The sequence below is a fragment of the Synechococcus sp. UW105 genome, assembly GCF_900473935.1.
GTDB lineage: Bacteria > Cyanobacteriota > Cyanobacteriia > PCC-6307 > Cyanobiaceae > Synechococcus_C.
Genome location: NZ_UCNN01000030.1, coordinates 197300 through 217846, shown reverse-complemented (window position 1 = coordinate 217846; position 20547 = coordinate 197300). Strand labels below are relative to the sequence as shown.

The 20547-nt window shown below is 56.2% G+C and carries 20 protein-coding genes; 6 read left to right on the top strand and 14 right to left on the bottom strand.

Translation table 11 applies throughout. The features are described 5' to 3' along the window. Window positions 1-16: 16 nt before the first annotated feature. From DXY16_RS13385 to DXY16_RS13340, 10 genes are all read right to left on the bottom strand, one after another. Window positions 17-1402: a TldD/PmbA family protein gene (locus tag DXY16_RS13385; protein ID WP_115121632.1), complete on the bottom strand. Its 1386-nt coding sequence runs from the start codon at window positions 1400-1402 to the stop codon at window positions 17-19. Between the two features lie 2 nt (window positions 1403-1404). Continuing rightward, window positions 1405-2850, bottom strand: coding sequence for a TldD/PmbA family protein (locus DXY16_RS13380; RefSeq protein ID WP_371410922.1), 1446 nt, complete (start codon window positions 2848-2850; stop codon window positions 1405-1407). 120 nt (window positions 2851-2970) lie between these two features. Beyond that, a complete protein-coding gene (acsF, locus tag DXY16_RS13375) occupies window positions 2971-4053 on the bottom strand; it encodes a magnesium-protoporphyrin IX monomethyl ester (oxidative) cyclase (RefSeq protein ID WP_115121630.1) in 1083 nt (360 codons plus the stop codon). 68 nt (window positions 4054-4121) lie between these two features. Further along, the gene (locus DXY16_RS13370; RefSeq protein ID WP_244281713.1) at window positions 4122-4559 is read right to left on the bottom strand and encodes a DUF2996 domain-containing protein; all 438 of its coding nucleotides are present in this window, start codon (window positions 4557-4559) and stop codon (window positions 4122-4124) included. A gap of 56 nt (window positions 4560-4615) precedes the next feature. After that, on the bottom strand, window positions 4616-5182 hold the full coding sequence (locus DXY16_RS13365) for a hypothetical protein (RefSeq protein WP_115121628.1): 567 nt from the start codon (window positions 5180-5182) through the stop codon (window positions 4616-4618). After that, window positions 5179-5787 carry a flavin prenyltransferase UbiX gene (locus DXY16_RS13360; RefSeq protein ID WP_115121786.1) on the bottom strand — a complete coding sequence of 203 codons (609 nt, stop codon included), beginning with the start codon at window positions 5785-5787 and terminating at the stop codon, window positions 5179-5181. Before DXY16_RS13360 ends, DXY16_RS13365 begins: the two co-directional genes overlap by 4 nt. Before the next feature lie 46 nt (window positions 5788-5833). After that, complete coding sequence (locus DXY16_RS13355; RefSeq protein WP_115121627.1) at window positions 5834-8167, bottom strand: RNB domain-containing ribonuclease; 2334 nt, start codon at window positions 8165-8167, stop codon at window positions 5834-5836. Between the two features lie 128 nt (window positions 8168-8295). Next, the gene (locus DXY16_RS13350) at window positions 8296-8604 is read right to left on the bottom strand and encodes a TMEM165/GDT1 family protein (protein WP_115121626.1); all 309 of its coding nucleotides are present in this window, start codon (window positions 8602-8604) and stop codon (window positions 8296-8298) included. A gap of 13 nt (window positions 8605-8617) precedes the next feature. Continuing rightward, complete coding sequence (locus DXY16_RS13345) at window positions 8618-8917, bottom strand: TMEM165/GDT1 family protein (RefSeq protein WP_115121785.1); 300 nt, start codon at window positions 8915-8917, stop codon at window positions 8618-8620. Window positions 8918-8984: 67 nt separating this feature from the next. Then, window positions 8985-9359: a YkgJ family cysteine cluster protein gene (locus tag DXY16_RS13340; RefSeq protein WP_115121625.1), complete on the bottom strand. Its 375-nt coding sequence runs from the start codon at window positions 9357-9359 to the stop codon at window positions 8985-8987. 110 nt (window positions 9360-9469) lie between these two features. On the opposite strand from DXY16_RS13340, the gene psb30 reads away from it, so the two are divergent. Further along, complete coding sequence (gene psb30 / locus DXY16_RS15400) at window positions 9470-9577, top strand: photosystem II reaction center protein Ycf12/Psb30 (RefSeq protein WP_115015186.1); 108 nt, start codon at window positions 9470-9472, stop codon at window positions 9575-9577. Here the strand turns inward: psb30 and DXY16_RS13330 are convergent. Both DXY16_RS13330 and recJ read right to left on the bottom strand, forming a co-directional pair. Beyond that, window positions 9556-10920, bottom strand: coding sequence for a chloride channel protein (locus DXY16_RS13330; RefSeq protein ID WP_115121624.1), 1365 nt, complete (start codon window positions 10918-10920; stop codon window positions 9556-9558). The two genes, psb30 and DXY16_RS13330, sit on opposite strands and share 22 nt — an antisense overlap. Then, window positions 10917-12812 (bottom strand): single-stranded-DNA-specific exonuclease RecJ, encoded by a 1896-nt coding sequence (gene recJ, locus DXY16_RS13325; RefSeq protein ID WP_115121623.1) that lies wholly within the window; start codon window positions 12810-12812, stop codon window positions 10917-10919. Before recJ ends, DXY16_RS13330 begins: the two co-directional genes overlap by 4 nt. 71 nt (window positions 12813-12883) lie before the next feature. Here recJ and DXY16_RS13320 point away from each other — a divergent pair, with 71 nt between their 5' ends. Genes DXY16_RS13320 through DXY16_RS13310 form a run of 3 tightly spaced genes read left to right on the top strand, consistent with a single transcriptional unit; the run spans window position 12884 to window position 14893 of the window. Then, complete coding sequence (locus tag DXY16_RS13320) at window positions 12884-13639, top strand: HAD-IA family hydrolase (RefSeq protein WP_115121622.1); 756 nt, start codon at window positions 12884-12886, stop codon at window positions 13637-13639. Next, on the top strand, window positions 13639-13974 hold the full coding sequence (locus DXY16_RS13315; protein WP_115121621.1) for a DUF565 domain-containing protein: 336 nt from the start codon (window positions 13639-13641) through the stop codon (window positions 13972-13974). Before DXY16_RS13320 ends, DXY16_RS13315 begins: the two co-directional genes overlap by 1 nt. After that, entirely contained in the window at window positions 13964-14893 is a 930-nt protein-coding gene (locus DXY16_RS13310; protein WP_115121620.1) for a hypothetical protein, read from the top strand. The genes DXY16_RS13315 and DXY16_RS13310 overlap by 11 nt, the downstream gene beginning before the upstream one ends. Window positions 14894-14896: 3 nt before the next feature. On the opposite strand, the gene rpmF is transcribed toward DXY16_RS13310, so the two are convergent. Next, window positions 14897-15073, bottom strand: coding sequence for a 50S ribosomal protein L32 (rpmF, locus tag DXY16_RS13305; RefSeq protein WP_115015175.1), 177 nt, complete (start codon window positions 15071-15073; stop codon window positions 14897-14899). 87 nt (window positions 15074-15160) lie between these two features. Here rpmF and ftsH point away from each other — a divergent pair, with 87 nt between their 5' ends. Together ftsH and DXY16_RS13295 are read left to right on the top strand one after the other, a co-directional pair. Beyond that, entirely contained in the window at window positions 15161-16951 is a 1791-nt protein-coding gene (gene ftsH, locus DXY16_RS13300) for an ATP-dependent zinc metalloprotease FtsH (protein ID WP_115121619.1), read from the top strand. Window positions 16952-17059: 108 nt separating this feature from the next. Beyond that, the gene (locus DXY16_RS13295; RefSeq protein WP_115121784.1) at window positions 17060-19858 is read left to right on the top strand and encodes a UPF0182 family protein; all 2799 of its coding nucleotides are present in this window, start codon (window positions 17060-17062) and stop codon (window positions 19856-19858) included. A 43-nt stretch (window positions 19859-19901) separates the two neighbouring features. Here the strand turns inward: DXY16_RS13295 and DXY16_RS13290 are convergent, their stop codons facing one another. After that, window positions 19902-20504: a peroxiredoxin gene (locus tag DXY16_RS13290; protein WP_115121618.1), complete on the bottom strand. Its 603-nt coding sequence runs from the start codon at window positions 20502-20504 to the stop codon at window positions 19902-19904. Between the last annotated feature and the right edge of the window lie 43 nt (window positions 20505-20547).

The window sequence follows — 20547 nt, the reverse complement described above, 5'->3', positions numbered from 1 at the left end:
TCGATCTCTCAGTAACTCAGGCTTCGCCAGTGATCGCGAGACCATCCACCCAGACGTGAGGAGAAACTCCCTGATGGGTCACCTTGGCGTCAGGTTCAAGATGCACGATGCCGCTAAGGACCTGGCGGATATCACCAGCCACCGTTGCTGACTCGACCGATATTTTTTCACCATCACGCACCAGCCAGCCATCAAAGGGCAGCGAAAAGGAACCCTGACTTGCCTTCACTCCTGCATGAAGGGCATTGAGGCTCTCGATCAGAACAAAGGTGTCAAGGCTGCTCGAATGATGGAGATGGGTTGTGCCACTCGTTGTTCCCTCGCTCGTACTCACTTCAAACCAGTCAGGACCAACCGAGACCTTGGCACCCAGTCCGGCATGGCCGGTTGGCTCCACGCCGAAATGACGCGCTGTTGCTTCCGAATGCAGGAAACTTTCCAACAGGCCGTTGTGGATCAGGCGCAGGCGTTGTGTCGGTGTCCCCTCCCCATCGAAGGGTGCTGCTCCCACATGGCCAGGATGCAGACCATTGTCGTGGAGAGACAAAAACGGCACAGCCAGGCGCGAGCCGATCGAATCAGCGTCACTGAGGCTGACCCCATCAAGAATGGCCCGGGCATTCATCAAGCTGCTGAACGCACCAAGAAGATCGAGGAAAGCTTCCGGAGTGAAACAGACCAGATAACGACCGGTATCGATCGGTTGGTAATTGAGATGACTCATCGTGCGTTGGGCTGCCTCATCAACGCAGCCCTGTACATCAAGCCCCTCACTTCCGAGTGCGACACGTATCGCGCCGCCACTGCGGGGCTTGCGGCCCATCTCTTCGGCTCTGGCGTAGAGATAAAGACTGGCTTGTGTGCGTTGCACCTGCCTCACAGCACCGTCGCTATTCAGGTAGATCCGCTCGCTGCTGCCTTCACTGAGGCCGTTGTAGGGCACGGTTTCAATCGCTTGATGCTGGCCAAGCAGATCCTTCTCAGCATGTTTAAGGGTGCTGAGCAGTTTCTGAATCCCCAAGGCAGGTTGCAAGGGCCGGTTCAGTTCCGGTGTCGGTGCCATGGCAAGCGGTGAGAACCCGGGAATATCGTTGGCATTCCCAAATTGACTGGCGTCTCTCGCCCCGATGAGTGCTCGCTCAAGGCCTGATGGCGAGAGATCGGTTGTACTTGTGATCCCCACCAAGCCTGCAGCGTTCCAAACACGCACGGTGATGGAACTGCGCTGGGAGGCTTTCAGCTGCTTGGCTTCACCGCGGTCCACCTGAACGGTGGCATTGCTACTGCGGCTTGCCCCTAGATCCCATTTGTGGATCCCTTCACGATGGGCCATCCCATCGAGCTGGTCCCGAAGGTCTGAAACGTTGAGCGCTTGAGGTGCAGTGCTATTGGTGCCTGACATGTTCAGCGGCCTCCCACGGTGATGGAATCGACCTTGATGTGAGGTTGCCCCACGGTGACAAAAATGCTGCCGCTGACAGAACCGCAGTATCCGGCTGCAAGATCTAGGTCATCAGCACACATCGAGATGCGGGGCATCACCTCCTTGGCTTCGCCGATCAAGGTGGCTCCTTTCACGGCCTGACCCAATTGACCGTTCTCAATCAGATAGGCCTCCTCAACTGAGAAGTTGAACTGGCCTGTCGCTCCAACACTTCCACCCCCCATCGATTTGCAATAAAGCCCTCGGTCAATTGAGCTGATCAGCTCTTCTGGTCGATGGGGACCGGCAGCGATGTAGGTGTTGCGCATGCGACTGGCTGCTGCGAAACCGTGGTTTTGTCGCCTGCCACTGCCTGTGCGCTGATGGCCTGTTCGCATCTCACCTGCCCGATCACTGAGGAATCGTTTCAGCACTCCGTTCTCAATCAAAACGGTTCTTTGCGACTCCATTCCTTCATCATCCATGGCAATTGAGCCAAACGCACCGGCACTGAGGCCTTCATCAATGGCCGTGACCGCAGGATTGGCAATGGTCTGGTCAACCATGCCGGCGAAGGGCGATGTCCCTCGTTCCAGTTGGGTGGTTTCCAACAAATGGCCACAGGCTTCGTGGAAGATCACACCACCGAATCGATTGGCCAACACCACGGGCATCTGGCCTCCATCCACATAGTCGGCGTAGAGCATGGTGGCTGCGCTCGCACAGACCTCTGCCGCCGAGGCGTCCACATCCCAAGTCTTGAGGTCGTCAGGCCTGTCTGTGGAGCCATAGCGCCGTCCGATACTGGCCCGGTGCTGACCATCGGCAGCGAGCACACTCAAACCACTGGATTGGTGCAAACGGATATCGCGAGCAAAAGTCCCATCACTTGCGGCGACAAGCACCTCCTGCCAGTCACGTGAATAGCTACCGCGTCTGACGTCGAGGTGTTGTCCATGCCGCTGCAACAGATCGGTTCCCTGAAGCAACAAGGCCGTGCTTGAGGAAAGGTCTGGGGCCTGAACGAGCCATCCCTGTTTCTCTAATCCAAAATCGCGCAAAGGCCGTAGGCCCTCGAAGCTGCCCAAACTTGCTGCAGCGTGGCGTTCCAGATTGAGCATGCCAAGCGCCTGATCGAGGGCCCTGAGAAGCCCGGCGTCGCTGAGATCGTTTGTGCTGACGAAGCCATCGCGTTGGTTGCTGAAAACACGAATTCCGGCCCCCATCGCAAATGCTGGACTGACGCTCGTGATCGTGTCCTGTTCAGCCAGGACACCGATGTGGTCCGTGCGTTCGAGAAAGACCTCCACGAGGTCTGCCCCGGCCCGACATCCTTCTCCGAGCAAGGCTTCGAGCCGCTGCTGCCAAGCCGTCTGGGCCGGATCTAGCCCATGGTCTTGGCGTTCCGTTGGATGGGATGCAACCAAACCGCCCGAATGCGTCAAGCTCTGATTATGGAGAACTGAACAGAACAATGCCCGGCTTGCGCCAGGCATTGACAGATGCACGTTGTGAGATCTGGCCGACGGTGAGTCGTTTGCGATTGGCTAGCGCACGGCTGGCTGGTATTGGTCACTGCGCACAGGCGACATCAGGAAGAGGGATGCCATCTGCACTCCGTTGGCCAGCCAGTGGGGCAATTTGCGCACCAGCTTCAGGGGAGCAGGTGCGCTGCTGGCATCGGCTGCAGCCAGGGCAGCATTGTTGTTCACAAGGTTTTCAAGCCCATCCCAGAACTTGGGATTCTTGACATCGAGCACAACTGGGAAGACTCGTGCCGATGTCTCGTTGGTCTTGTCGATGACCATCCGGTCGTACTCGCGAGCGTCGAGACCCAGGGATTCATAAAACTCCTTACGAGCCACATCACGCACATACATGGTCGCGAAAACGGCCAGAAGAAAGAAGCGACAGAACAAACGAGCGCGAAAGCCGCGAACGGTGTCTGGCTGCGCTTTCATCAGGGCATCAAAGAAGTCGCCGTGACGGTTCTCGTCCTGACACCAGTTCTCGAAGAAGTTGAAGATTGGAAAGATCTTGCTGTCTGGGTTTTTCTCTAAGTGACGGAAGATGGCGATATAGCGCCAATAGCCAATCTTTTCGGAGAGATAAGTGGCGTAGAAGATGTATTTAGGCTTGAAAAATGTATACTTTTTGTTGGCAGTCAAAAAACCTAAGTCAAGCTGCAAGCCGAAGTCACTCATTGATTTATTGAGGAATCCAGCGTGGCGTGCCTCGTCTCGGGCCATATGGGCGAAACACTCAGCCAGGAGAGGATTACGCGTCTTGATCCGGCGACTCAGTTCTTTGTAAAGCAGAAAACCTGAGAATTCTGAGGTGCAGCTCTGCTCTAGAAATTCAACAAAAACTTCTCGTGTTTTGGGGTCGAGCTTCTCGGCGGCGCCGTCGAATTCACCATTACGGACAAAATGGTGGCGGTTGTAATCCTTTCGGAACTCTTCGCAAATGGCTTCTAGTTCCGCCTCGTTGGGGCGGAGGTCCATCGCCGCCATCTCATCGAAGTCGGTCGTATAGAAGCGGGGCGTCAGGATCGTGTCCTTGACCGGGTCCTTGATGGAAACGGCTGAATCCGCTGCTGCGGCTTCACTGACGGCGGTTGGGGGCACCATCGAATCTGAGCTTCAGTGGCAACCAATGTAGGCGGAGCACCGCTGATCAAGGTTGATCGTGTTAAGCCTCAGTTGCCACCCAACCATTTCTGGCCGTTGAGCCTTTGCAACAGACGGGATTGCAGCAGGGCCAGAGTCATTCGCTTCTCGTCGATCAGAAACGACTCGAGCAGGCTCGCATCCGTGCCCGGATCTGCAAGTGCAATGGTTTTGGAGGAGGTGATGGAAGCCTCTGAGAAACACAGCCAGAAACGGCGGCCAGGGGGCAGTTCGCCATGCACCATCCAGCATGTGCCACCGACAACAGGCCGTTCGCCTTGCCTGAGATCAAGGACGGCAGGGGTGATGTTGTGATCTTGCAATCCCTTCCGCAGGGCGGGAATCAGCTCTTCATGGATGAACGCCTCGAACGGCTTGTCTTCCGGCTTCGGCGGCTTAGCGACTTTATCTGCCTTCTTTGGCTTGTCAGAAGGTGCAGGAGTTGCTGCAGCTGGAGTTTCGCTCACCATGATGGCCTTCACTGGCGGAACTTTAGTCAGCGCAGGCAAGCAGTCACCAGCCCTCACCAGTCATCCGGCAGCGGACGATCCCAGTCGTCATCGAGGCTTGTCATGTCCGCAGTGGTCGTTTGTGGTTGTGTCGTTGTTGCCGCTGCAGTTCCTGCCCTTGAAACGTTCTGGGCTTGTGCAGGCTCTGGGTATCCCTTGTTTCCCCACTGGATAACCCTGAACGGAACAGCGACGGTTGGAGCGGGATCACGCACATCCCGTTCAGGCCATTGCACCGTGGCTTGTTGGTTGATCTCTGTTGTCTGTTGATGCGGTGTGAAAGGTTCTTGCTCCACAGAGGGGGGCCAGAACTGATCCTCAGGCTTGTCCCAGCCCAAGGGACGATGCACTTGTCTGCGCAGAGGAGCACTGGCAGCGGATGCCCCATAAGCAGCCAAAAAACTAAACAGACCAGCTCCTCCTGCTGCGACAGCCACCCAGGCTCCGATCGGAACTGCTGGGCTGCGCCAAGTGAGCAGTTTTAAGGACGTGGGTTGGCGCAGATTGAGGCTGGCCACGATCATGGCTGCCACTAGGGGGCTGAGGCTGGGCAGTAAGAGAAGCTTCTGGAGTCTGGTCATCCCTCTTCGTCTCGCCAGCGTTGAATCGGTGTGAGTGATTCACCAAGCCCATCGAACAGGCGCACCACCAGAAAATCGACCATCTCTTCGAGACTTCTCGGTTGGGTGTACCAGGCTGGGATCGGTGGAGCAATCCTTGCTCCAGCTTCAGCCAAGCTGGTCAAGTTGCGCAGGTGTATGAGGTTCCAGGGCATTTCCCTGGGCGCTAACACCAGAGGGCGACCTTCCTTGAGGTGAACATCAGCACAACGTTCAACCAGGTCGGTGGCGACACCTGCAGCGATTCTGCCAACGCTGCCCATGCTGCAGGGCACAATCACCATGGCGCGGGTGCGAATACTGCCGCTGGCAATCGTTGCCGCCTGATCATTCCAGCGGTGGCAGTGGAGGATTCCTTGATCGCAGCGGAGTCGCTCTCTCCAGAAGCCTTCCTGTGTTTGAGGATCGACAGGAACATTGACCCCCATTTCCGCTTTCCAGACCTCATGGGCACCCCTGCTGAGAACGAGGTGAACATGGCGATTGTTTTGCAAAAGCAGCTCAAGCGATCGCTCGGCCAGCTGTTGGGCTGAGGCTCCAGTGACCGCCAGGACGTAGGGCAGCAATGCTTGATCGTTCTGATTTGAATAAGTCACAGTGGCGGCGCTTGGCTTACTGGTCGCTCACTGCGACGGGAAGCGACTCCTTCCCCTGGCTCGATTCAGGCTCAGTTCCAACGATTTCGAGATCGATTTGATTACGGAGCACGTCCACCTTGGTGACTTTGACGACGACTTCGTCACCCAGCTGATAGATGCGACGGTTACGCCTGCCAACGAGGCGGTTCTGGCGTGATCGGTATTCGTACCAATCATCGTTCAAGGAGCTGACGTGCACCATCCCTTCCACCCCTGAAGGCGGGAGTTCGACAAAGAAGCCATAGCTCTGTACACCGCTGATACGGCCTTTGTGCTCCTGTCCAACCATGGGTTCCGCACTGCGAGCCTGGGCCATCGCGATCAGATCCTTTTCCAGCTCGGTCTGCTGTCTGCGTCGGCTATTCAGACGCACCAGCTGACGTGGTTGGAACCCTTCGAGCAGTTTCTGTTCCTGACTGGCTGTCAGCAGAGGCCAACGGACGGCACCACCTGCGCCGCTTCGGCCAAGGTTCACCTTTTCCTTATGACGCACGCTGGGGCGATCTTTGCCTTCGTTGAGCAATGCAGCAAGAACATGCTGGTTAATCAGGTCTGTCGCATGCAGGGTTGGACAACACCATGGAGCTCCAGGTTGGAGGGATGGGATGGATTCGGTGTTGGGCAGAGGCGGTTCTCCATCCTCTTTCTCGGCATCAACATCGCTGAGAGCTCTTGCTCTGATCGCTCGCACCATTGGGTCAGGGAGCGCCTGACGCATCTGCAGATCGAGCATTCTCCGCAAAGGGCTGTCCTTAAAGGCTCGAGCCAGATCTGCCGCTGAGGGAGTTCCTTCATCATCCAGTTCCAAGGGCAGATCAAGACCCAAGGCAGTTTTGGCTACATCATTGAGCGTTGATGGTTCAGCTTCCGCGGCTTCAAGCACCAGGAATGGAAGATTGAGATCCGAGGCGTGTTGGGCCCAGCACTGGTCGGCTGCTCTGATCAGAACAGCGAGGATTGCATTGGGATCTTCTTCATTCAGGGGTGCCAGCCATTGATGGCGACACGAATCTGGCGATGCACAGCGCAGATCCCCAAGATTTTCTAGGGCTGGAGCAGGCAGGTCCAGTTCAATCCCCCCACGACTGCAGGCCTGCGCATGCAGACTTCGGGCACAGAAGATCAAGGTCTCGATCTGACCGAGCTGGTCCTTGAGAGGCTTAAGCGCCACCGGTACGGTGCGTGCCTTGGGCTTGCGGGTCGCCAAGGCGGCCAGGGCTTTAGCAGTCACGGTGGCGACCGGTCGCACCGTGCTGAGTTGAAACTCCCACTCGCCAATTGTGCCGTCGGCGCTGATATCAAGACGCAGCGAGATGGCGTCTTGGCTTGCATTCTCTTCGAAGCGGCTCGCTTGCGTCAGTGTCGTGTTCAGTAAAGGCTGCCAGGTCTCTCCTAAACAGAGAGCTTCTCCCTGATCTTGCAGCCAATGATCCATGCTGCTAGCCGGGTTAATCCTCTCAGCAATCGATGGGGCATGCAGCCAGAGACGGCTGCCGCCTTCATGGGGTTCCACATGAACTGCTGGCAGGCATGGAGCCTGAAGGCCAGCCCATGAACGGAGTAACAGCGAGGGTTGATCGGTGAGATCGACTCTTTTTTTGGTTGAAGGGGTCTTACTACTGGCTCGAGGAGCTGGTGGCCTTTTGTGCAGGTGGGCTTTGGTGAGAAGAAGCTCACGATCACCGGTAGGCCCTGCATCGAGGGGCAACGGTCGTGCGACGTGGCCACGAGCAGAAAACTGAGCCACCGGATATCGGTCGACCTCCACTTCGACAACTGAGGGTTCGTCGATTTCAGTCAGATGACAGACATCCGCTTCGGGCAGTTCGATGGTCGCGAGCACGCGATCATCGAGTGGTAAGGCCATCAGGCGTTCGTCCTGCTTTTCGAGCTGGGCGAGAAGGCTGGTGGTATTGCGTTCAAGAATGCATTGCACGCCCCCTTCGGGTGATCGACGACGACCACCCTCCCGTGTAATTCGTACAAGTACACGGTCACCGTTCCAGGCGTGATTGAGCTGGTGATCTCGCACGTAGATATCTTCACCGCCGTCTTCGCGGATGGCAAAGCAGAAGCCTTTGCTGCTGCAACGCAACCGCGCCTCAATCAGGCTTTCGTCTTGGCAACGGCTGACCTCGTCTTCTCCAGCGAGCTCGAGCACTCCAAGTTTCGCCAGGCTTTGCAGCGCCAGAGTTAGATGCTGCTTTTCAGCGCGGTTACTGAGCCGCAAAATCTTTTCGAGTTTTCCCGTTTCCAGAGATCCGGTTAGGGGGAGATGGTCGAGGAGATCGGCGACCGAGAACTTCATCGTTGGGTGTGAGCTGGCCGGCCTACAGGGCCGGGGGCGGTGATCACCTTGGACAGGCCCTTGAACCGGAGCTCAAGAACCACGCAGAGGATGTCCAGGTGTTGATGGATTTTAGGTGCAGACCGGAATCAGTCTTCTCCTGAGCTTTTCAACGCTTTTGAGGACGACAACATCGGCCAGAGCAAACGGATGCCGATCAAAAGGAAGCCAGCAGAGGCCAGAAGCTGGAGCAGGTCAGCGGGCACAACGCTGGCCATGGATCCTCCTGCGAGTGCCCCGATCAGGCTGGCCAGTACAAGAGCGCTCGACGAGCCAATGAACACAGCCAGTGGTCGGTTGGATGTGCCGCTGATCGCCACGGTTGCTAGCTGAGTCTTGTCACCCAGTTCGGCAAGAAACACAGTGACGAAAGTGGAGGCAAGCAGTGGGAAATCCATCTGATCTGAGCCTTCAAAGTGAAAATTGAGTGATGGATTGCAGGGCTTGAAATCCAAGCCAGAGACCCAATCCCACCATCAGCACTCCCGCCATCTGTTCCAAACGCTCTGGGGGGAGAATTGTGGAGAGCCAACGCCCTACCAGCACGCCAACCAAGCTGGAACAGATCAGGGCGAACGCTGCCCCAACAAACACCAACCATGGTTCACCCGACTGGGCGGACAGGAGAAGGGTGGCGAGCTGGGTTTTGTCACCTAGCTCTGCCACGAAGACAGTGGTGAAGGTGCTGAGCAAAACCGCCGTGAAGCCCATCCCCGGCTTCGATTGATCGTCCTCAGCTGGTACTGGATTCACGACACCAGTGTTGGAGGTTTCGATCTCAGGCATCTCGTTTCCTTGATCCCGAAACAATCTGATTGAACCTACGCAGTTCCCGACTCCGGCCTCCGTACACAGACCGGATCTGTTGATGACAGCAGGAGATCGCAAAGCTGTCGGCTTGCTCTGGCGGAACTTCAAATAAGCTCGCGAGGCTGGTCACCCGACAAAAATCAGGCCGATCGTCATAAATCCGACAGCGCCTTCCACCACTGTCGTAATGCCTACACCAACCGTCGACACCGACCAAGTCAAGATAGATCTCGCGTTGTTCATCGTTAAGCACTTCGAGTGCCTCCGGTCGCTCGTCAGGAGCTAGACGACAGCATGCACCGCATTGACTGATACAGCTCCAAGAGGGTTTTCCCCTTGCCATGGCCTCTCTGCTGTGACGCTGTATCACAGTGGCAGGGAATGGTGCCTGGAATCGAGTGACATGTTCCGTAGCCTAATGAGATCATTGCGTCGGATCACCGCACAATCTCCATGGGTATTGACTTCCATCTGATTTCCAACTTCGCGGCACTCGCGCTGATTGCTCTTGCTGGGCCGGCAGTGATCTTCATCTTGTTTTACCGTCGCGGCGCTCTTTGAAGCAGGCTTAAGGCGTGATACACAGGCTTTCTTGCAATTAGACGGCCTGTGTACGCGGCTATCACAGCGGCCATCACCACTCCGGCAAATAACTGCTGATCTCCAGCCAGGCGCCAGGCAAAAACGATGGAGACGAGGGGCAGTTGTGTCGCCCCCGATAAGCCTGCAGAAAGTCCTAGAGCGATCCCAAGGTGTTGGCTCACCCCCATCACAGCGCAGATGGTGTATCCAAGCAGTGCCCCAAAGGTGAGGGATGGATCGATCAATCCTCCGGGCACCCCTGGGGCAAGGGCGAGCATCGGACCGATCACCCTGACCAGCGTGATCCACAAACTTGTCAGGCCTGCAGACAGATTTCCCCCATTCGGATCAGCGTTGGGCATGCCCTCTCTGATCAATTGTCGGATGAGGGCCTCACCATCAGATGTGCTGGTGCCCCAGCTCGCAAGCGCCAGAATTGTGAGTGCACCGCCTAGACAGAGGCCGGTTCGAATTGGGAAGCGCTGAACAAAAGGGGCGATCCAACCACTGCTCCAGACCAGTCCTCTGTTGAACAATCCACCCACGACTCCACCGGCAAGACCGATGGGGATCGCCAACAGCAGTTGCTCAGATTCAGGCGTCATCACATTGATGACGCCGAGACCGAACAGAGGCACTCCACCAAAGTTGCTAAAACCGGCTGCGGCAACACTGACGACAAGGGCCGGCCAGATCGTTGTGATGGCGTAATCGGTGGTGAGCTCCTCGAGCATGAACACCGCGCCTAGCACTGGAGTATTGAATCCGCCTGCCAGGCCTGCTCCACCACCGATCGCCACCAGTTGTCGTTCATTCAGGCTGGGTAGCCACTCTCCGCAGCGTCGTTGCAGAGCTCTGGCCACAGCGGCTCCTACTTGGACAACTGGACCCTCCCTTCCGAGGGGAAGCATTGCCGTTGTGGCAATGGACCAGAGCACACCACGTTGAATCGTTCCCGGTGCCGCCATTGCACCCGCCATCAGCGCCGGATCCTCTAGCGCATTCATGGTGGAGGGGATGCCTGAGCCTGCGCCGGCTTTCCAGGGACCACGCTGAAGCAACAGCAGGATTGGCATCACCGCTAACGGCATCAAACAGACCAGCAGGCCTGGGGCTGACCATTCACCGGCTTCGGTTGGAAGCAAGTCGAACAGTTTGTCTTGTAAACGATCGACAATGTTCAGAGGCCAACAGGCCAATCCAATGGCGATACCGACCACCAACAGGCCGATGAAATGACGCACCAGGCTGCGCAGTGATGAGTATTTGAGGTCAAGTAGTTCTGGGAAGAGGTGATGGCGGTGCCTCGGATCCAAACTCATGGCTGCAGTCCGAGGCCGATCGCGGCCTCTTCGATCAGGGCTGCAACGTAGGGGTGCGAGGCCCTGTTGTCGTCGCACTGATGTAGGCCGTCATCGCGGTAATCAATCACGAGCTTCTGGCCGGAAGCATTGGCGAGGACGATCGTTCCAGGCTTCACTTGTTCGCACTGATACTCCTGGCCATGACGTTGCAGCACGATGGTTGGGTGATGGGCACGAATGGCCTGGATCTCCAGCTGCAGTCGTTCCTCTCCTTGCCATCGATTCAGAGAGAGCCTGAAGGCGAGGTCAATCCGTTCTGGAGTGGAGGCTCCTCCTTTCCATCGCCAGGCGATGCCGTCATGCAGTGTTTCTCCCTGCCTCAGGCGTACGCGGAGATGACCTCCCCGCAGCTGACGCTGATCAATCACCTCACAATCACGTGCCCAGAACAATGGAGTTGGATTGCCGATTCCAAAAGGTTCGAGTTTCTGCAACGACGACCAAAGGCCTCTGTCGATCTGATCGAATCGCAGTAGAGCCTCTGGCTGCAAAACAACTCCCTGATGGCGCGACGTCATCCATTCAGCGGCGACGTCATTCAGCTGCTCATGCAGTGCCGCAACCCGCTCTGGCTTCACGGTGAAACCACCAGCGGCAGGGTGTCCTCCAAAACGCTCAAGGTGCTTGGCACAGGCGTGCAGGGCTTGGTCGACAGCAAAGCCTTCTGGTGCGCGGACTGAGGCCCGCATCAGTCCATTGCCTTCTGCTGCCAGCAACGCGGCTGGACGTTGGTAATGATCCATCAGTCTTGCCGCGACGATGCCAATCACCCCGTGGTGCCAATGCCCTTGAGCTAGGAGCAGAAATGGAGGCAGAGGTTGCGCGTCTGCCTCGACAAGGGCCATCGCTTCCGCCTCGATCGCATCACACAGTTCGCGTCTCTGGCGATTCAATCCATCACATTGTCGTGCGAGTTGCACTGCTGTGTCGGCGTTGTCTTCAGTAAGCAGATCCACCACCAGTCGTGGCTCACCAAGTCGACCCACCGCATTGATCCGTGGCGCGATTTGAAAGCCAATATCGTCAGCTCTCAAAGGTCGTTCTTCGAGTCCACTGAGCTGCTGCAAGGCCTTTAATCCAGCGCACTTTGTTCTGTGAAGACTGCGAAGTCCTTCCTGCAACCAAACTCGATTCGCCCCGGTGAGGGGTGCCATGTCTGCGATCGTACCGATACAAAACAGGTCCCTTGCACTGGTGATCGCGTCAGGTTGATTCAGAGCCTCGGCGAGACAGCGTGCCAGCACGAAGGCCAGTCCCACCCCCGCCAATCCTCGATACGGAGAATGTTCAGGTGTGGTGGCAGGGTGCACCAAGGCCAGAACCTGCGGTGGTGGGTCCGGAATGGTGTGGTGATCGGTGATGATCACTTCCACTCCAAGAGCTCTGGCGGTACAGAGTGCTTCTGCTGCTGCCACACCGTTATCGACGGTCACAAGCAGATTGACTCCGTCAGCGTGGAGCTCCTCAACCATGCGTGAGTTGAGTCCATACCCATCGTCCATGCGACTGGGGATCGCGGCAATTGGCTGGGCCTGAAGGGCTTGAAGCGCTCGGATCAACAACGCTGTGCTGGTCATGCCATCAGCGTCGTAATCACCGCAGATCGCGACCCGTTCCTGTTGCTCACAGGCGATGACAAGACGAGCTAGAGCAATCTTGAGATCGGGGAAGTGGCCGTCGGCAGGGGGCAGATCCGGAGGCTGAATCCAGGCTTCAGCGCTCTCAACTGTTTCGGTGCCTCTCCTTGCCAGCACAGCACGCAGCGCAATCGGCAGGGCGACACCGGAGAGTGGATTTCTCCCTGCGGGACGGGGCAGTTGCCAGAGCTGTGGGAGAACGGCTGTGGGCAAAGAGATGAAGCATCAAGTCTCTGCATTGTGGGGCTGATCCAAGCTGGGTGAACCCTTGGCAGTGAGGATTCATGCCCCGATTGCAAGCGGTCTTCTGGGACGTGGATGGAACCCTTGCCGATACGGAGATGGATGGCCATCGTCCGGCCTTCAACCAGGCCTTTGCTGATTTGGGATGGGGCTGGCAGTGGAATCGGGCTGAGTACCAACGTTTGTTGGCCATACCGGGAGGGACCCAAAGGGTTGCCCAATACGCCATCGAACGGGGAGAGGTACTCGACGCCACCCAGCTCGAGGACTTGCGTCGTTGCAAACAGCTTCACTATCTCAATCGCATCCGTGGCGGCGCTGTGAGCTTGCGGCCTGGAGTGAGTCGGCTGCTCAATCAGCTCGTCCACGCAGGACTTCAGCAGTGGATTGTCACCAGCAGTGGTCGCGCCTCGGTCGAAGCACTTCTGGAAGGACTTTTTGCCAATGCAGACGTTCCCTTCGATGGCGTGGTGAGTGCCAACGATGTGGAACGTCACAAGCCCTATCCCGACCCTTATCTCTGTGCGCTGGAGCGCAGTGGTGCAGACCTTGATGGATCAGTTGCGATCGAGGATTCTGCGGCCGGTCTGATTGCTGCTCATGAGGCTTCTCTGTCTTGTTTGGTCACGCCTTCTCTCTGGGATCAGCAGTTACCAAAGCAGTTACATCGCGCTTGCGCCGTCTTCAATCACCTTGGCGAGGCGACCCTCCCACATCTCCAAACGTCAGGCCCCCCTTGTGCCAAAGGCATGGTCACGCTGGAGTATCTGCAATCTCTTGTTGATTCAACCTGCTGATGGCGCTCCAGCTCACCCGCTATGCACGTCTTCAGCGCCAACTTGGCCAGCAGCTTCGGCCTGCCTTCACCGGACCATGGAAGCGTCGCAGCATCGGGGTTTTGGCCCTGTTGATCGGCTTTTTTCTGGGCAGCAATTTCACCAGTTATTACCTCGAGAAGATTGGTCAGCGCCCCGTTGTGGTGTTGGTGTTGGTGTTGCTCGTTGAATTGATGATCCGGTTGCGCACCAAAGTCGTTGCGGATCCTTGGCCGATGTCGTGGTTGGCTCTCGACAACCTCAGGATCGGGGTTGTGTATGCCGTCGTTCTTGAGGCCTACAAACTTGGTTCCTGAGCATCGTTTGGACCTGTCTGCTTCCGTTCCAGGCCATACCGATCTGCTCGAGCGGCTTGGATGGTCGGAACCCCAGGCCTGGGTTGAGCACTGGCAACAACGAGGCGGAACCGCACTGGCCTTGGCAGCCTGGCCATTTCCAGTGGCAGCAGATTGGTTGTGGTGTGTTGGTTTTCCTCTGCTGACAAGACTTGAAAGCTGTTGCGGATGCTTGCCACGCCAGTTGATCGGTCTCAGCGGTTTGCCTGGCTGCGGAAAAAGCAGTCTTGCCAAATGGATTGACATGGCTGCATCTGAGCTGGGCCTGTCCGTTTCGGTGGTGTCTCTCGATGATTTCTACTGGCCCGCATCGGAGATGGACCAGGCGATGAGGGGCAATCCCTGGTCAGTTCCCCGCGCTCTGCCTGGAAGTCATGATCTGGTTCTGATCCAGGAATGTTTGGCCAGATGGCGCCAAACCGGCGAGTTGCGCACCCCTCAATTTGATAAATCTCTTCGCGGTGGCCGAGGCGATCGTTGTGGTTGGCAGCACTCCAGTGCAGATGTTCTGTTATTGGAGGGTTGGTTCTTGGGGGCGTCACCGCAAGCGAATCGAAGCCTTGACCCTGAGCTGACGGCCCAAGAGCTGAGCTACCGCCAGCAGGCGTTGACCAAGCTGGAGGATTACCAATGGCTGTGGCAATCACTCGATCAGCTCTGGCATCTGCGGGCACCCGGTGTGTTTGCCAGCCGACTCTGGAAACAGCAACAGGAACAAAGCATGGAGTCCAGAACGGGTGTGCGTCTGTCGACTCAAGAGCTAGAAGGTTTTATTCGCATGATTGAAACGGCTCTTCCGCAAGAGTCTCTTCAGTCGATCAATCAAGCTGATGTTGTGGTCGAGCTCACGGATGAGCGCGTCATCCGTGAGCTGCGCTAACGCTCAGCTTTCGCTGTCGTCAACCTCGGAGACCGGATAGACAAATCCCTGGGCACGACCGCTCAGCACTGATTTTCCAAGTGACATGGCGCGTTGCGCCGCTGTGGCCGCCTTGGCCTTCCATACAGCATGGCGCTGATTGCGCTTTCCCTTGGAGGTTTTCTTCTTGGGTACAGCCATTGCCGGCGAACTTCAGCCAAACGATGATCTTCCCCTGTCGAGAGTCCTCTCGTCAAATCGCTAGGCTTTTATCAACGCTGAAACGCTGTGAGTTCAGGCCCTTCGGACCGCCCCCAGAGCCCTGACACCCTGGCTCGTCCCAAGTCGGAATCCAAACCGATCTACAGCGAATTACTCCGCGAGATCCGATCGGGCGACGTCAAGGAATTGACGTTGATTCCACAGCGTCGTGAGGTCTTGGTGGAGTATTCGGACGGTCGCAAGGCAACCGTCTCGATCCTTGCCAACGATCAACAGGTTTTACGTACAGCTGAATCTGCCGGGGTTCCTCTCACGGTTAAGGACTTACGCCAGGAACAGGCTCTTGCGGGGGTCGTGGGCAACTTTGGCCTGATTCTGTTGATTGTTGTTGGTCTTTCTTTCCTGCTGCGACGTTCTGCACAGGTTGCTAATCGTGCGATGGGTTTCGGCCGAAGCCAGCCGAGGGTGAAACCACAGGACGATCTCAACGTTCGCTTTGAAGATGTCGCTGGCATCAGCGAAGCCAAGGATGAACTGCAAGAGGTGGTCACCTTCTTGAGAGAACCTGAGAGTTTCATTCGGCTTGGAGCCAAGATCCCACGTGGTGTTTTGCTTGTTGGCCCCCCTGGAACAGGAAAAACCCTTCTTGCTAAGGCGATTGCTGGCGAGGCCGGTGTTCCTTTTTTCTCAATGGCGGCCTCAGAATTTGTCGAGTTATTTGTGGGTGTCGGTGCCTCTCGTGTGCGAGATCTGTTTCGGCAGGCCAAGGAAAAGTCTCCCTGTATTGTTTTCATTGACGAGATTGATGCGGTTGGTCGTCAGCGCGGAGCAGGAATTGGTGGTGGAAACGATGAACGTGAGCAGACCCTGAATCAACTGCTCACCGAAATGGATGGCTTCGCTGATAACTCGGGTGTGATTTTGTTGGCGGCTACGAATCGCGTTGATGTGTTGGATACCGCCTTGATGCGGCCGGGTCGTTTTGATCGCCGTATCCATGTGGATTTGCCCGACCGTCGAGGTCGTGAGGCCATCCTTGCGGTCCATGCCCGCACGCGCCCTCTCGATGACCGTGTGGATCTGGCTGAATGGGCGAAACGAACACCCGGTTTCTCAGGTGCTGATCTGGCCAATCTCCTCAATGAGGCGGCCATCCTCACGGCACGTCAAAACGCCAATGCCATCGGTGACGAGCAGGTTGAGTGCGCGCTCGAACGAATCACGATGGGGTTGACAGCAGCTCCTCTCCAAGACAACGCCAAAAAACGACTGATTGCCTATCACGAAATCGGCCATGCATTGGTGGCAGCGCTGACGCCTCAGGCTGGGACGGTCGACAAGGTCACGCTCTTGCCTCGAAGTGGAGGGGTTGGTGGTTTCACCAGGTTTTGGCCAGATGATGAGGTGATTGATTCCGGTCTGATCACCCGGGCAGCGCTGCGGGCCAGGTTGGTTGTGGCTTTAGGTGGTCGAGCCGCGGAAATCGTCGTCTTTGGCTCTGGAGAGGTGACCCAAGGTGCAAGCGGTGATTTGCAAATGGTGAGTCAGCTTGCAAGGGAAATGGTGACCCGCTTTGGTTTTTCGCAGTTGGGCCCGGTGGCTCTCGAGGCCGCTGGCAATGAGGTCTTTCTTGGCCGTGACCTGATGCATGCGCGCCCCACCTATGCCGAAAGCACAGGTCGCGAGATCGATGCTCAAATCCGCTCCCTTGCAAAGGACTCCCTGAATGAGGCCATTGCCCTGCTTGAGCCGCGTCGCGAGATTATGGATCGCCTTGTCGAATCACTGATCGCTGAAGAAACTCTGCATACGGAGCGTTTCATGCAACTCGCCGGCCTTTCGAGCAGTAGCCACTAATTTGGGTTAGCTGATCGCCAGGGATTGAGTCGTCCCAATCGAGGTAGGAGTCATCGCCAGCCGGAATGTCGACCGTGGCGACGGCGTCAATTCTGGCTTGTTTCGGCCATTCTTATCCTGGCCTTTGTCTTGCTCTGCCGTCTTCAGGTTGAGTGGCTCTGGTTCGAGCAGTTCTCTCTCCAGACGGTGCTTGTTAAGCGCTGGACTTTTCAGATTATCGCTGGCTTTTTAGCCTTCACGGTCGCTTCGCTTGGAGCCTTTTGGCGAAGTTCTTGGCTGCAGCTCTCTGACGATCATTCCTCAGTTTCATCGGACGATTCCCATCGCTTTGCTCTGAGCGGATGGCGTTATGGCTTGATGCTGTTGATCACTGCGGGGGCGGTCGTTGTTGCTCTGGCGGTGTTGATGCGTTTGGCCTGGCTGGCTTGCACCAACCCGTTCAGCCTTGGCCATTGGTGGGAACAACCAATGACTGGTCACCCATCGATTGCTTGCACCCTTCTTCTCTTGATCGCTGTTGCACTCATTGCGCGATCGCGGCGGATTCGAACGGCACCATTGTTCATTTTTGGCAGCTTATGCACCTGTTTCACTGCTGCTCGGGCTTGGGGATTGTGGGCACTGGCCCTGAATATTCCTGCAACCGGTGAGCTTGAGCCTCTTTTCGGTGCCGATGTGAGCTTCGGCTTAGGTCGTTTCTCTGCGATCGCACTGCTGTTGCAGTTGCTGCTCGCACAGCTTGTTCTGACAGTCGCTACAGCACTACTGCGTCGCTTTAGCCGTCCTGCCGATGTTTCTAACTGGTCATTCCCCGGGCTCCAACCGATTGAACGGCAGCGACTTCGCCCATTCCTGGCGCTGATTCTTGCTTTGCTTGCCGCATTGCTCTGGTTGTCTCGTCATCAATTGCTGTGGACCCAGGACGGCGTTGTGGCAGGCGCTGGATGGCTTGATGTGCATTTGGTTTTGCCATTGCGCCAGATCGAGTCGTTGTCGATGTTGGCGCTGGCTGTACTGGTGCTGCCTTTGCCGTGGGCGATCCATCGCCGCCAATGGCGCGCCTGGGCCACAACACTCTTGTTCGCTGCACTGTTGGCTGAACTGCTGCTCACACCATCACTCGATTGGCTGGTGGTTCGGCCCCGTGAACTCAAGCTTGAACGTCCATATCTCACCCATGCGATAGCGGCCACTAGACGAGCATTTCAACTCGATGCGATCACGACCAGGTCGCTCAATCCAGCCTCCAGGGTCCGTCCAGAGGATCTCGTTGAAGGTGCCAGCACTTTGGACAATGTTCGACTCTGGGATAGTCAGCCGTTGCTGGCCACAAATCGGCAATTGCAGCAGCTGCGCGTTTACTACCGCTTTTCCAGTGCTGCCGTTGACCGATATCAAATCACTGCCGATCCAGGTCAGCGACAGCAAGTCATCATCACGGCAAGGGAACTGGATCAGGCCGCACTCCCCGATCGCTCTCGTACGTGGCTCAATCGTCACTTTGTCTTTACCCATGGTTACGGTTTTACTCTGAGCCCTGTGAATACACGGGCCGTTGATGGATTGCCTGAATACTTCATTAGCGACTTGGGTAAAGCCACCCGTATTCAAGGAAATGAATCGTTGAGTATCACTCAGGAAGATGTAGAAAAGCGGGTGCCAATTGGTCGTGCAGCCTTGTATTTCGGCATGTTGCCATCCCCTTATGCCATTGCTCCTACAAGCGTGCAGGAGTTTGACTTTCCTGAAGGCGATGAGAATACTTATAACCACTATTCCGGCAATGCAGGAGTTCCTTTGTCAAACCCCTGGCAACGGCTTACAGCAGCGGTTTACCTCAAGGAGCCACGCTTGCTGAATACGGGATCACTGAAGACAAGCTCCAAGCTTCTTCTGCGCCGAGATGTACGTAAGAGAGTGAAAGCACTGGCTCCATTTCTCTCATTTGAAGGTGATCCCTACCTTGTCTCAGTGCCGATCGAAGGTGAACAATCAGATTATGACAGTGCACAGAATCAGTATTGGATCGTTGATGGCTATACCAGCTCAAGTACCTATCCCTACGCAGCCGATCTGCCAGACGGCACTTCGATGCGCTACGTGCGGAATTCCGTGAAAGCTGTTGTTGATGCTTACAACGGAAATGTTCATCTCTATGTGAGTGAGCCGGATGATCCGATGATTGGTGGATGGATGAAGCTCTTCCCGGAGCTTTTTCAGCCGTTAGATGCGATGCCAACACAGTTGCGCGATCATCTAATGGTTCCCAGTCATATGTTTCAACTCCAGGTTCAACAATTACTCCGATACCACGTCACCGACCCGCGTACCTTCTATAGCGGTGATGATGTTTGGCAGGTCCCCTTAGAGCTTTACGGTCAACGCCAAATTCCAGTCGCTCCATATCACATCACTGCACAGCTCACGCCCGCGCAGCGTTCAGAGTTTCTATTGCTTCAACCACTCACCCCGTTGGCCCGTCCCAATCTTTCAGCCTGGCTGGCCGCACGTAGCGATAGTCCTCATTATGGAGAACTGGTGTTAATTCGTTTCCCTCCCGATCTACCCATTTTCGGTCCGGAGCAAATCCAAGCCTTGATCAATCAGAACCCTGTCATTAGTCAGCAATTCGGACTCTGGGACCGAGCAGGCTCTGAAGTGGTTCAGGGAAATCTATTGGTTCTTCCTCTAGGTAAAGCTCTTTTGTACGTGGAACCTGTGTACCTACGTGCAAGGCAAGGTGGATTGCCAACCCTGACACGCGTGGTTGTTAGTGATGGAAGTCGAGTCGCGATGGATGTGAATCTGATGGATGCATTAAAAGCGTTGCTTGGTAAGCATTCCGCCACAGCTGTTGTTCAGGATCTTCATGCCACTCAGGACCCTCCACAATCAGCGTTGCCATAAAAAAGCCGCCCTTAGGGGCGGCACAATACGATCAATGAAATGATCAGTTGACTGCAGCAAAGAATTCTTTGCTGCCCACTGGATCAGGCTTCATGGTCTTTTCGCCTGGGGTCCAGTTAGCAGGACAGACTTCATCGGGATGGGACTGTACGTACTGGAAGGCTTGGAGAACGCGAAGTGTTTCATCAACGTTCCTACCGACTGGCAGGTTGTTAATTGTCGCGTGCATGATCACGCCATCGGGATCGATGATGAACAGGCCGCGAAGAGCCACCCCTGCATCCTCGTCAAGCACGTTGTAGGCAGATGCGATCTCTTTCTTGAGATCAGCAACGAGGGGATAGGCAATATCGCCAAGTCCGCCTTGATTGCGGGGACTCTGGATCCAGGCAAGGTGGCTGAACTGGCTGTCAACAGAGACGCCCAGAACTTCGGTGTTCTTGCTGGAGAAGTCCGCATAGCGATCGCTAAATGCGGTGATCTCCGTGGGGCACACGAAGGTGAAACCTAGTGGGTAGAAAAACAGCACCACGTACTTGCCGCGATACTGAGACAGCGAGATCTCTTTGAATTCCTGGTCAACCACTGCGGTGGCGGTGAAATCAGGGGCCTGTTGACCCACTCGCAGACAGCCGGTGGCAGTCATGATGGAAGAGCGATGGTTCAGCTGTGGTGGTCAATCGATCGCT

Excerpts from the sequence above, each read along its gene's own strand:
- DXY16_RS13385 (WP_115121632.1), bottom strand. The coding sequence starts at position 1,402 with ATGTCAGGCACCAATAGCACTGCACCTCAAGCGCTCAACGTTTCAGAC.
- acsF (WP_115121630.1), bottom strand. The coding sequence starts at position 4,053 with ATGGTGCCCCCAACCGCCGTCAGTGAAGCCGCAGCAGCGGATTCAGCC.
- DXY16_RS13365 (WP_115121628.1), bottom strand. The coding sequence starts at position 5,182 with ATGACCAGACTCCAGAAGCTTCTCTTACTGCCCAGCCTCAGCCCCCTA.
- DXY16_RS13355 (WP_115121627.1), bottom strand. The coding sequence starts at position 8,167 with ATGAAGTTCTCGGTCGCCGATCTCCTCGACCATCTCCCCCTAACCGGA.
- DXY16_RS13350 (WP_115121626.1), bottom strand. The coding sequence starts at position 8,604 with ATGGATTTCCCACTGCTTGCCTCCACTTTCGTCACTGTGTTTCTTGCC.
- DXY16_RS13345 (WP_115121785.1), bottom strand. The coding sequence starts at position 8,917 with ATGGGCTTCACGGCGGTTTTGCTCAGCACCTTCACCACTGTCTTCGTG.
- DXY16_RS13340 (WP_115121625.1), bottom strand. The coding sequence starts at position 9,359 with ATGGCAAGGGGAAAACCCTCTTGGAGCTGTATCAGTCAATGCGGTGCA.
- psb30 (WP_115015186.1), top strand. The coding sequence starts at position 9,470 with ATGGGTATTGACTTCCATCTGATTTCCAACTTCGCGGCACTCGCGCTG.
- DXY16_RS13330 (WP_115121624.1), bottom strand. The coding sequence starts at position 10,920 with ATGAGTTTGGATCCGAGGCACCGCCATCACCTCTTCCCAGAACTACTT.
- DXY16_RS13320 (WP_115121622.1), top strand. The coding sequence starts at position 12,884 with ATGCCCCGATTGCAAGCGGTCTTCTGGGACGTGGATGGAACCCTTGCC.
- DXY16_RS13315 (WP_115121621.1), top strand. The coding sequence starts at position 13,639 with ATGGCGCTCCAGCTCACCCGCTATGCACGTCTTCAGCGCCAACTTGGC.
- rpmF (WP_115015175.1), bottom strand. The coding sequence starts at position 15,073 with ATGGCTGTACCCAAGAAGAAAACCTCCAAGGGAAAGCGCAATCAGCGC.
- DXY16_RS13290 (WP_115121618.1), bottom strand. The coding sequence starts at position 20,504 with ATGACTGCCACCGGCTGTCTGCGAGTGGGTCAACAGGCCCCTGATTTC.